Below are 7,334 nucleotides of genomic sequence, written 5' to 3'. Positions count from 1 at the left end.
CTTCGGACCCGGCGACCCGCAAGGCCGCCCCGAACTGCGCCGGGCGCTGGCCGGCTACCTCTCCCGGGCGCGGGGCGTGCGCTGCGGTCCCGAGAACATCGTGATCTGCTCCGGCTTCGCCAACGGACTACGGCTCCTGACGTCCGTCCGGCCCCCCGACTGGGCCGTCGAGGCGTACGGGCTCCCCTTCCACCACGGCGTCCTCCAGGCCGCCGGGGTCCGCCCGCACCCCGTCCCGGTCGACGAGGACGGCGCCCGGCTGGGGGCACAGCCCGGTCGGCGGCTGGGGGAGGAACTCCCCTCGCGGGCCGCTACGTTGCTGCTCACACCGGCGCACCAGTTCCCGACGGGCGGCCGCCTGCTGCCCGCGCGGCGGGCCGCCGCCGTGGAATGGGCCCGCGGCCGCGGTGGCGTGATCGTGGAGGACGACTACGACGGGGAGTTCCGCTACGACCGCAAACCGGTCGGCGCGCTGCAGGGGCTGGCCCCTGAACACGTGGTCTACGCGGGCTCGCTGAGCAAGAGCCTCTCCCCCGCGCTGCGCCTGGGCTGGCTGGTCCTCCCGGACCGGCTGCGCGACCGGATCCTGGCCGCGAAGGGCCTGCGGGAGTCCTGGGCCAGCACTCTGGACCAGCTGGCCCTGGCCGACTTCATCGAGTGCGGGGCGTACGACCGCCACGTACGCCGGATGCGCCTGCGCTACCGGGTCCGCCGCGACCGGCTGGTCACCGTACTGGCGGCACGCGCCCCGGAGGTCCGGGTGACGGGCATCTCGGCCGGCCTGCACGCCGTACTGGAACTCCCCCCGGGCGGGGAGTCCCCCGCCCTCGCGGCGGCCCACGCCGCGGGCCTGGCCCTGGACGGCCTCTCGGCCTACCGGCACCCGGCCGACCCGGCCCCACCCCGCGAGGGCTTGGTGGTCGGCTACGCGGCGCCCCCGGACTCGGCGTTCACCCGGGCGCTCGAAGCCCTGGCGGGGGTGGTGGGCCGCTCGGGGTGAACGGGGTGCGGTGCCAGGCGTCGCAGGCCAGGCGGGACCGTTAGAACACGCCCTGGTCCTCAGCCTTGCGTGGGCCCGGACCCGCCAGGCGACTCGGGAGTTGCGAGGGCTCGGCACCATGGGCATGCGTCGAGGTCGTCCGCCGCGCCCGCCGGGGGAGGTGGGGACAGGGAGAAACCCGCCCTGTACTCGTCCGGCACAGAGCTCACTCGCGTGCGGAACGGGGTGGCGTCGCCGGCCGTGCCCGCGTCAACCAGGCGGCGCAGGATCCGCATCAGCGCCGCCCGCACGGTGAACGCCACCCGTTCTGCCTCCGCCCGTAGGCCACGCGCAGCTGGATCACCGCAGGGGCGCATCCTCACACGACCCTTCTCGCGGACCGTGTTCGGACGACCAGGCAGGCCCGGTCCGTGCCACGACGCGAGTTCCTCATCCGCCGCGCGCCTCGGAGGGGGCGGCCGCCCCGGCGAGAACACCCGTCCCGTGCAGACGGGGGCCCCCACAGCGACAGACCGATGATAATTCTTTCAGTTCAGACACATCTCAACCCTTCCCTCGACGTCCAGTGGGGAGTACATCGAGCAGGAATGCGACCGACCGCCACTTTTTCAACATAACCATTCGGTGACAAGAAAGCGGCGATGAGTAAATTGCCGGGGTTTTCGCCCGACGCTGATGTACGAATTGCCGGGGTTTTTCGCCTTGCCGATCCTTTCCGCTGGGTGCGCTTGATCAAGAGAGACGACCGGGCGTCCTGCTGACATGTGGCATTGGACAGCGTTCCGCCGCGACTCACCCGAGCCGTTCGAATCACGGTTCGCGAGGGCAATAGCAGCGCGGACGCCACGGCGCTGGATGCACCTTCACCGAGGCTTGATCGACAGCCTCACCGCGAGCCGGAGCCCGAACGCGGTGCCGGCATCCATCGGCGGAGCTGCAGCCGCTCAGCGGGTGATCCGGCCGCCGACGGGGGGTCACTTCGTCGGGAAGATCTCGTGTGACGGGTGCCCGACATGACTCATGAAGGCCCCGGAGGCGAAGACGCCGACAGACTCTTCCCCCGGCTCTACCGGCACCGCGGCTTCCCGGCGAGCCGGCCGCATGACGTCCACGTGCAGGGACAGAACCTGCCTGAAGCGTTGTTGGCGCCTCAGCTCAAGGGCGTCCACGAGCCAGAGACGGCCAGTCCCTGACGACCGCAAGGCAGTGAAAGCTGCACCCAGTGCGGTGGTGATGAGCACGATCCACAGGAGGATTCCTCCCACAGCTGGTCCTTTCGAAGGCTGAAGCATCAAGGGGCGCCCGGACCGAAGCCCCTGCAACTCACAGGCATAACGCAGAGGCATATACCGAGTTGCGCCCTGTCCTTCGATTGCAGCCATGCGCAGCAATCGGCCGGCCTTGGCATCTCTAGATACTTACTGATGATCAGTCGACCGCAGCGTGCGGCCGGACGAAGCCGACGGAGCCGATGACAGGGCTCCACGCGCAGGGGGAAACGTCGATGGCCGGGTGGCGCGGCGAGAAGCACAGAGGCGCACCCGGGCGCAGGGGAGATCCCGCCGGGTGAGGTTCGGCGCGAGCAGGGCGGCTGTACGGACGGCGCGTCACAGGTGACGGGTCCGTCGAGTCGGGGCCTGCATCGAGCCGCATCGCGTCTTCTCTTCGAGTGGAGGCGCGGCGACAAGAGAAACGTTTCTGCTGTGCTCCTGGCCTGTTTACCGAACGGATAAGACGGGCCCCACACTTACCCATCGGCCACCATCACCCGGATGGCGCATACCCTGACCAACATCGACAGCGTTTATGGAATATGACAACACCAAAGCCCCCCGCCCCCTTCCGCAGGACCGCAGAGGAAGACGGACACGGAGGCAGCTTTCACTCCGGGGTGATCCGGGTCGGAAAGTGGATGTTCATTCCAGGCGCAGCCGACCGCGGCGCCACCCGCAACGCAACGCTGGAACACGGAAGTCTGGAAATCGACCTGAGTTACTCGTCATCGATCTTTGAGGACTTCCTCCATACGATGAGCGTGATCCAGGCCGACTTCGGCAGACGGCTGGGGAACACGGCAGCATCCGCGACGGCTGTCGGCGCGTGCTCGGGTGGCAGTTGCCGTGCATGAGCCTTACGGATACCCGGACATCCACGGCGTCCACCCCCCGGCGGAGACCTCGGCCTTCTGGGACCTGCGGGAACCGGAGCACGTACAGCACCCGTCCACCGGGCACCCGCTCGGCGGACCCGGCGAACCACATCGCCCGTGGGATCCAGCGGAAGAACTCGCCATCCTTCTCGAGGAGAGCACGGCACCTGGGCAGCGGGAGCCGCTTACACGGGAGCGGTTCGAGGTCACCGGTGACACGGCGAGCACCATCGGCCTCGTCGCAGGGCTGAAGCACGCTCCTACCGGACGTCAGCCCGCGCAAGCCTCCCGGGGGCACCGTCGGCACCTGTCGAAATCGCCCGTGATGACGCTGCTGCAAACGGGCAGCCTGTTCACCGCCGCGCTGGTCGGCGCCATCGCCACTGTCGTGAGCATCCTCAGCGGGGTGGCCATCTGTGACACCCTGCGCCACAGCGCCGGACCCCAGACGGCCCGCGAAGTGGTCAGCTGGTGGCCCCTCCTGATCTACGGACCCTGGATGGTCGCCTCCCTGTCCATCCTCAGATCGGCCTTGCACCAGCGCCGCGCGCTCCATTCCTGGTCGATCGTTCTGCTGTTCTCCACCCTGGCCACGCTTCTGTGCGTAGCCCAGGCACCCAGAACGCTCGCCGCCGGGGCGGCGTCCGCCCTTCCCGCGGTCGCGGCGCTGGCCTGCTTCCAACAGCTGGTCCGCCAGATCACACTCACTCGACCGCCGCGCCAAGCCGTTCCGCGGCACCGCAACCCGGCCTCCGTGTCCGTTCCGCTCAGCCAGACGGCCGCGGCCGCGGCCGGACGTGGCTCGGGCAGCATCCCGCCCGGCTACCCCGCGGCAGACAGCAGGGCAGCCCACCGTCCGTCCCGCACTCAACGGTTCGGGTACCGCGCATGACGGTCGTACACCGACGGCGCGGGGTTTGCCTTCAAGGCGCAGCAGTGGGAATGCTGGGTGCGCAGCCGAGTGGAAAGGGCACGGTCGGACGACGGCGCAAGAAGGTGAGCGTCCCATGGTCGGCGACCGCGAAGAGCTAAGGCAATAGCTGCCTCTCTGGTCAACCCGGTCCTTCCCACACGTCCAAGGGGTGCTCGCCTGCACTCTTGAAACGAAGATCGAAACCGATAGTCACGGGCCGTCCGCAGACTCGGCCCGACGGTCTACCCACTTCACCCCCTCACGAGCCGAGCCTGTGTGTCCGCCGCGCTGCGGCCTGGACCGCACCCCCCGCACTCATGCCTCCGGTCACTGCGGCACAGCCGTCGACGTGCCGCAGGGAATGGCCGTGTCCGGCACCGGGGGCCGGCTCCGTCGGGCAGGAGGACGCATCCCTCCGAACCGAACACGCGACGCGCTCCGGCGCCTCACCTGCACGCTTATTACGAGAGGTCAGCAACATGTACGAATTGAGCTACGCAGAGCGAATCCAGTACAAGCGGCGCCAGGACGCGGCCTACCAGGCCGGCCTGGACGCTGTCACCAACCTTCAGGCGGCGCTCGCGCTCGCGGACCTCACACTCCCCTCCCTGAGCAACGACGGGCCGGTGGCCGGCCACGGCTTCGTCCGTCTCGGAGGGTGCAACGCGGCCTTCGCCAACCGGCTCGCCGAAGTCATCGCGGCAGGTGCCGACTCCCTTCGGTATCAGCGGAAAGCCGGCAAGGTGGACCAGCCTCAGGAAGCGCAGCAGCAGCGCACCGTCCACGGCCTCGAAGGCGACGGCTACCGGCTCCTGCGTGTCGAGGCCCCGGCCGCACCGGACCCCATCGCCGCGTTCCTCATCGGCCTGCGCGGCACCACCGGGCATTCAGCCCGCGGGGACCGAAGGTCGAGGTCGACGCACTGAAACCCTACGAGCAACGGGCCATGGCCGAACCGGTCCGCCCCCGCCGTCCCTCTTCCTCTCACCCCGAGGCGGGGAGCTGCGCCTCCGCCTCGGCCAGGATCTCCGTCAGCCGGGCCCCGAACTCCGCCCCGCGCGGATCCGGCACCCCCGTCCGGGCCGCGGTGAGCAGCGCGTCCAAGGCGCGCCCGTAGGCGCCCGGTACGTCGCTCCAGCCGGGCAGTTCGTGCACTCCTTCGGTACCGCGCAGTTCCAGCCCCACTCCGGCGGCCGCGCGCGGCGCGCCCAGGCTGAGCACGGCGGTGCTGGCCGCGCCGGAGGCGTGGCGCAGTGCCAGTTGGACCACGTCGGAGGGGCCCCGGGTGGCGCTGACCGCGGTGACCTCGCCGAGGACCGGGATCAGGACGGAGAGGGCGTGCGGGCCGACGTCCCACAGCCCGCCCTTGGCCTTGCGCCAGGGCGAGTCGGCGTAGGCGCTGGGTGTTCCGTCGGGCGGGAAGACGGCGCCGAGCCAGTGGGCCGCGGCCGTGAACCAGCCGGAGCGTGCGGCCTGTTCCTCGACCCAGCCCGCGGTGGGTTCGGCGAAGCGCAGGGTGAGGAAGACGACGGAGGCGACCTGGTGGCGCGCGGCCGCCACGGCGACGGCGCGGGCGTCCTCCACCGTGGTGGCGACGGGCTTGTCGAGGAGCAGGTGGCATCCTGCGGCGGCGGCGCGGACGGCCATGGCGGCCTGTACGTCGGGCGGCAGGGCGAAAGCCACGGCGTCACAGTCGGCGAACAGCTCGTCGGGGTCTTCGTACACCTTCACGCCGTACTCATGCGCCAGCTCGGCCGCGGCTTCCGGCCGGCGGCCCCACACTCCGGCGAAATCGGAGCCGGCGTGCGCGGCGAGGGCGGGGGCGTGGGTGCGGTGCGCCCAGGGGCCCGTGCCCAGCAGTCCGACCCTGGGGCGGCGGCCTGCTGGGGCCTGATCGGTGACACCGTCGGCGATGCGATCGGCGGCGCTCTCGACGGGGCCCTCGGCGGAGTTCACATCGGATGAAATGCTCACGCGGTCAGTCTGCCCCACCCGGACGGGCGCGTCGGCACCCACCCGCACAACCCGCCCGACCTGCCGCGTAAACCTCGGTAACACGGGGTTCACACACGGGCAACGGAAGAGAAATCGCGGGCGGGCACGCTGCGGTCATCACCGCAGCGATGAAGCAGCGACCAGCAGCACCCGCAGAGTCTGAGGATGGGGCCCGTGAGCTACAAGGCTGAGTACATCTGGATCGACGGCACCGAGCCGACGGCGAAGCTTCGCTCCAAGACGAAGATCCTCGGGGACGGCGACGCGCTGCCGATCTGGGGCTTCGACGGATCGAGCACGAACCAGGCCGAGGGCCACGCCTCCGACCGCGTGCTCAACCCGGTCTTCTCGTGCCCGGACCCGATCCGCGGCGGCGACAACGTCCTCGTCATGTGCGAGGTCCTGAACATCGACATGACCCCGCACGAGTCGAACACCCGCGCGCTGCTGCGTCCGGTCGCCGAGAAGTTCGCCGGCCAGGAGCCGATCTTCGGCATCGAGCAGGAGTACACCTTCTTCGACGGCATCCGTCCGCTCGGCTTCCCGGTGGGCGGCTTCCCGGCCGCGCAGGGCGGCTACTACTGCGGTGTCGGCTCGGACGAGATCTTCGGCCGCGGCATCGTCGAGAAGCACCTGGACCACTGCCTCGCGGCGGGCCTGAGCATCTCCGGCATCAACGCCGAGGTCATGCCCGGCCAGTGGGAGTTCCAAGTCGGTCCCGTCGGTCCGCTGGAGGTCTCGGACCAGCTGTGGATCGCGCGCTGGCTGCTCTACCGCACCGCCGAGGACTTCGGCGTCTCCGCGACGCTGAACCCGAAGCCGGTCAAGGGCGACTGGAACGGCGCGGGCGCGCACACCAACTTCTCCACGAAGGCGATGCGCGAGGACTACCGCGCGATCATCTCCGCGTGCGAGGCGCTGGGCGAGGGCAGCAAGCCGCTCGACCACGTGAAGAACTACGGCGCCGGTATCGACGAGCGCCTGACGGGGCTGCACGAGACCGCCCCCTGGAACGAGTTCAGCTACGGCGTCTCGGACCGCGGCGCCTCGGTCCGCATCCCGTGGCAGGTGGAGAAGGACGGCAAGGGCTACATCGAGGACCGCCGTCCGAACGCGAACGTGGACCCGTACGTGGTGACCCGTCTCATCACGGACACCTGCTGCACGAACCTGGAGAAGGACGGCCTGGTCTGAGGGCCGGGTCCGGGAACAGCACCGCCGGGACCTCCGGTCGATGACCACTGACAGCGCCCGCCGCGCCCCCCACAGGGCCGGCG

The 7,334-nt window shown here is 70.2% G+C and carries 5 protein-coding genes; 4 read left to right on the top strand and 1 reads right to left on the bottom strand.

Annotation, left to right across the window (positions count from 1 at the left end):
• From ACWGIU_RS23910 to ACWGIU_RS23900, 3 genes are all read left to right on the top strand, one after another.
• A partial coding sequence (locus tag ACWGIU_RS23910) for an aminotransferase-like domain-containing protein (RefSeq protein ID WP_453708907.1) occupies window positions 1-1,000 on the top strand: 1,000 nt, incomplete at its 5' end.
• Window positions 1,001-3,120: 2,120 nt separating this feature from the next.
• Window positions 3,121-4,041, top strand: a complete 921-nt coding sequence (locus ACWGIU_RS23905; protein WP_453708905.1) for a hypothetical protein — start codon at window positions 3,121-3,123, stop codon at window positions 4,039-4,041.
• A 509-nt stretch (window positions 4,042-4,550) separates the two neighbouring features.
• Window positions 4,551-4,988 (top strand): hypothetical protein, encoded by a 438-nt coding sequence (locus tag ACWGIU_RS23900; RefSeq protein ID WP_453708904.1) that lies wholly within the window; start codon window positions 4,551-4,553, stop codon window positions 4,986-4,988.
• A 58-nt stretch (window positions 4,989-5,046) separates the two neighbouring features.
• Here ACWGIU_RS23900 and ACWGIU_RS23895 read toward each other — a convergent pair whose 3' ends face one another.
• The gene (locus ACWGIU_RS23895; protein WP_453708909.1) at window positions 5,047-5,976 is read right to left on the bottom strand and encodes a Gfo/Idh/MocA family protein; all 930 of its coding nucleotides are present in this window, start codon (window positions 5,974-5,976) and stop codon (window positions 5,047-5,049) included.
• 255 nt (window positions 5,977-6,231) lie between these two features.
• Between ACWGIU_RS23895 and glnII the strand changes: the two genes are divergently transcribed.
• A complete protein-coding gene (gene glnII, locus ACWGIU_RS23890; protein WP_453708902.1) occupies window positions 6,232-7,251 on the top strand; it encodes a glutamine synthetase in 1,020 nt (339 codons plus the stop codon).
• Window positions 7,252-7,334: the final 83 nt, after the last annotated feature.

The organism is Streptomyces sp. NPDC054840 (assembly GCF_053611065.1).
The sequence above is the reverse complement of the archived record's forward strand: the minus strand, read 5'-3'. Positions and strand labels throughout refer to the sequence as shown.